This window comes from Bradyrhizobium sp. STM 3843, assembly GCF_000239815.1.
GTDB lineage: Bacteria > Pseudomonadota > Alphaproteobacteria > Rhizobiales > Xanthobacteraceae > Bradyrhizobium.
Genome location: NZ_CAFK01000234.1, coordinates 1 through 3,104, shown reverse-complemented (window position 1 = coordinate 3,104; position 3,104 = coordinate 1). Strand labels below are relative to the sequence as shown.

Here is a 3,104-nt window from a genome sequence, read left to right as displayed (position 1 = left end):
ACCGTGCCGGGGCTTTCGCCTTGAAGGTGCTCGCAAACTTCGTGTTTCGGCGCGCCTGTTTTTGCGAGACCTTTGCGAACCGCGCGATGCGCCGGCGCGCAATTTCCTCCTCTGATTTGCCCGACGGGCAGCCGTTCATCGCGCCGCAATGCCCCGTGCTGATCCCTGTGTTCACCGGAAGTTGAGCGCTCAAACGGATCCGAGCGTACGTTCCGGTCTTGGAATACGGGGATATCCCCTTAAATCGGAGGCAGGAGAACAGATCCATGTCTGATGATGCTGTCGCAGCCGCCGATCATTTCAGGGCCATTGGTTATACGCGTGCGCCGGACGGATTGCCGCTCGAGACGTTCGAGCGGCCCGTACCAAAGCCGCAACCGGGCGAGCTGCTCGTCCATGTCGTGTCGTCATCACTCAACCCGCTCGACTACAAGCTCGCCGAGCTTAATTTTCTCGGCCGTACGCCCCCGGTCGCACTCGGTTTCGATTTTGCCGGCATCGTGATCGCGCGCGGGGATGCCGTGACGACGTTCGATATTGGCGACGCCGTTTTCGGCATGGTGCCGTCGAACCGGGATGGCGCGTGGGCCTCCGGTGGCACGGGTGGCTACGCCCTGGTGCCCGAGTGCTTGGTCACGTCCAAGCCAGACGGCTTCAGCTTTGTCGAGGCGGGAGCGCTCGGCGTCTGCTATCTCTCCGCTTATCTTGCCCTTGCGGATACGTTGGATGCCGGCGCCACGGTCTATATTCCCGGCGGTGGCGGTGGGGTCGGTCATCTCGCCATTCAGCTGGCGAAGGCGCTCGGCGCGAAGAGGATCATCAGTAGCGCCGGCAACGTACGATCACGTGCCTTGGCGCTGTCTTCGGGCGCTGACCATGTCTTCGACTACCGGCGCGATGACATCGAAGGCAAGATCGACCGTCTGACCCAGGCTCAAGGCGTCGATCTTGTGTTCGATGCGACCTACAGCGAGGACAGCTTCGTCGCGACCTCGAAATTGGTGCGGCCGGGCGGGCGATGGGTGGTGCTGGGCGTCGGTCCGGGCAAGACCAGCCGTCGCGCCGAGACCGAAAGCCCGGTAGCCGGCATCTTGGCAGCGAAGGATGCTCAGCTCGTCAACGTCAACCTGCTGCGCTATTTCTCCGATTCCGTTCCGCTGGATGCGAAGACAAAGACCTTGCTGAGCGGCGCGATCCGGGACGCGGCTGCAACCGCCGAGGCAGGGGTGGTGCGCCCGCATCTCAGCGAGATCATCCCGTCCGAGGTCGGCGCAATTAACGCTGCGCTTGCTGAGATGCGAGCCGGCCGGAAGTCGGTCGGCAAGATAGCCATCGTCGTCGACAAGGAGCGCGCGCGATGAGCCTGCCGCTCCGATCGGCCAGTCCCTGCATCGCCAGCGCGATGCGCGCGGCGTCGCGCCGGCTCACGCTGCTCTATGACGAGGTGATGGCTCCGTCGGGTCTGCGCCTGACCCAGTTCGGCATTCTCGCCGAGCTGGAACGCCGGGCATCCGAGCCTCCGACGGTCAGCGAACTGGCCGAGATCCTCACCATGGAACGCTCCGCGCTCGGACAGAGCCTTCGCACGCTGGAAACTGACGGGCTTGTCGCGCTTGGTCGCGATCAGCGCGACGCTCGGCGGCGCCCGGTGCGTCTGACGCCAGCCGGTCGAAAGGCGGCGGCTCGTGCGCGCCCTTATTGGGAAAAAGCCCATGCCCAATTCTCGCGTTTCTACGGTGATGCCGCTGCGCTCTCCGAATTGCGGTCGACGCTGCGCGACATCGCCGAAAATCGAGCACTCGCGGACGCCTTCGCGCGGCGCGATTGAGCAGAAAGGGCAAGTCATGAACGCGCAAGTCATAGACACGCAAGTCATGGACACACAGGATATCGACGTCCGACACGGCACGGCCGCGCTCGAGCCCGGCGTCATCCTCCATTATGTCACCGCCGGCGATGGCGATCGCACCATCGTGCTGCTGCACGGCTTTCCGCAGACATGGCGCGAGTGGCGGCAGATGATGCCGCGCCTTACTAGCGCAGGCTATCGCGTCGTCGCCGTGGATTACCGCGGCGCCGGTCATTCCTCGCGTCCGCTCGATGGTTACGACAAGCGCACCATGGCATCGGACATCCGGCGCCTCATCAAGGATGAGCTGCGCATCGCCGGTCCGACCGTGCTGGTCGGGCACGATATCGGCCTGATGGTCGCCTACGCCTATTCGCAGATGTTCCGCGATCATGTCTCTCATCTTGCGGTGATCGATGCGCCGCTGCCGGGCACCCAGGTGTTCGACCGGCTTCGCGCCGATCCGCGGGTCTGGCAGTTCGCCTTCCACAGCGTGCGGGACATTCCCGAGATGCTGATCGCGGGTCGCGAGCGGGCCTATCTGCAGGCGTTCTTCAACGCGCGGCTCTATAACGTCGCCGCCATCACGGACCAGGAGCTCGACGCATACGTCTCCGCCTATTCCGCGGCAGGCGCGTTGCGCGCAGGCCTCGAATTGTACCGGGCCTTCGATCGTGACATCGAGGACAACCGTCAATGGCTGGCCGCGCACGGCAGGCTGACGATCCCGGTGCTCGCCGTCGGCGGGCAGGCGAGCACGACGGGACCGCTGATGGCCGAGATGATGCGGGAGGTGGCCGAAGATGTCACCGAGTTGCGGGTGCCGAATGCTGCGCATTGGATTGCCGAGGAAAATCCGCAGGCCCTGGTGAACGGTTTGATCGGCTTCTTGGAAGACGGCTCGCGGTGAGCCGCGTTGATGGATAAGGAGAACTGCGATGCCCGCTTACGTGATTTTTGACGTCGAGATCACTGACCCGCAGCGCTACCAGGAATTCATGACGAGCGTGAAGCCCGCGTTGGAGGCGGCCGGAGCCAAATATCTGGCGCGAGGCGGACCCCACAAAGTTCATGAGGGTGATTGGACGCCGCGTCGGATCGTGCTGCTGGAATTTCCCTCCGTCGCGGCCTGGGAGGCGTTCTATAACGGCGCAACCTATCAAGGTCTCAAAGCCATCAGGGACTCCTGCAGCTCTGCGCGGCTGGTCAGCGTGGAGGGGCTCAGCTAAAGCACGATGAGATTAGGATGAATCGT

5 protein-coding genes are annotated in these 3,104 nt (G+C 63.7%); 4 read left to right on the top strand and 1 reads right to left on the bottom strand.

What is annotated here, in order from left to right; genetic code table 11:
- Positions 1 to 268, bottom strand: a 268-nt coding sequence (locus BRAS3843_RS41920; protein ID WP_210161400.1) for a hypothetical protein, incomplete at its 3' end; no start/stop codon positions are given.
- Between BRAS3843_RS41920 and BRAS3843_RS39010 the strand changes: the two genes are divergently transcribed.
- Genes BRAS3843_RS39010 through BRAS3843_RS24365 form a run of 4 tightly spaced genes read left to right on the top strand, consistent with a single transcriptional unit; the run spans position 267 to position 3,078 of the window.
- Entirely contained in the window at positions 267 to 1,361 is a 1,095-nt protein-coding gene (locus tag BRAS3843_RS39010) for an NAD(P)-dependent alcohol dehydrogenase (RefSeq protein ID WP_008971747.1), read from the top strand. The two genes, BRAS3843_RS41920 and BRAS3843_RS39010, sit on opposite strands and share 2 nt — an antisense overlap.
- Positions 1,358 to 1,828, top strand: a complete 471-nt coding sequence (locus BRAS3843_RS24375) for a MarR family winged helix-turn-helix transcriptional regulator (protein WP_008971746.1) — start codon at positions 1,358 to 1,360, stop codon at positions 1,826 to 1,828. Before BRAS3843_RS39010 ends, BRAS3843_RS24375 begins: the two co-directional genes overlap by 4 nt.
- 46 nt (positions 1,829 to 1,874) lie before the next feature.
- On the top strand, positions 1,875 to 2,759 hold the full coding sequence (locus BRAS3843_RS24370; protein ID WP_008971745.1) for an alpha/beta hydrolase: 885 nt from the start codon (positions 1,875 to 1,877) through the stop codon (positions 2,757 to 2,759).
- Positions 2,760 to 2,787: 28 nt separating this feature from the next.
- Positions 2,788 to 3,078: a DUF1330 domain-containing protein gene (locus BRAS3843_RS24365; RefSeq protein WP_008971744.1), complete on the top strand. Its 291-nt coding sequence runs from the start codon at positions 2,788 to 2,790 to the stop codon at positions 3,076 to 3,078.
- Positions 3,079 to 3,104 lie beyond the last annotated feature (26 nt).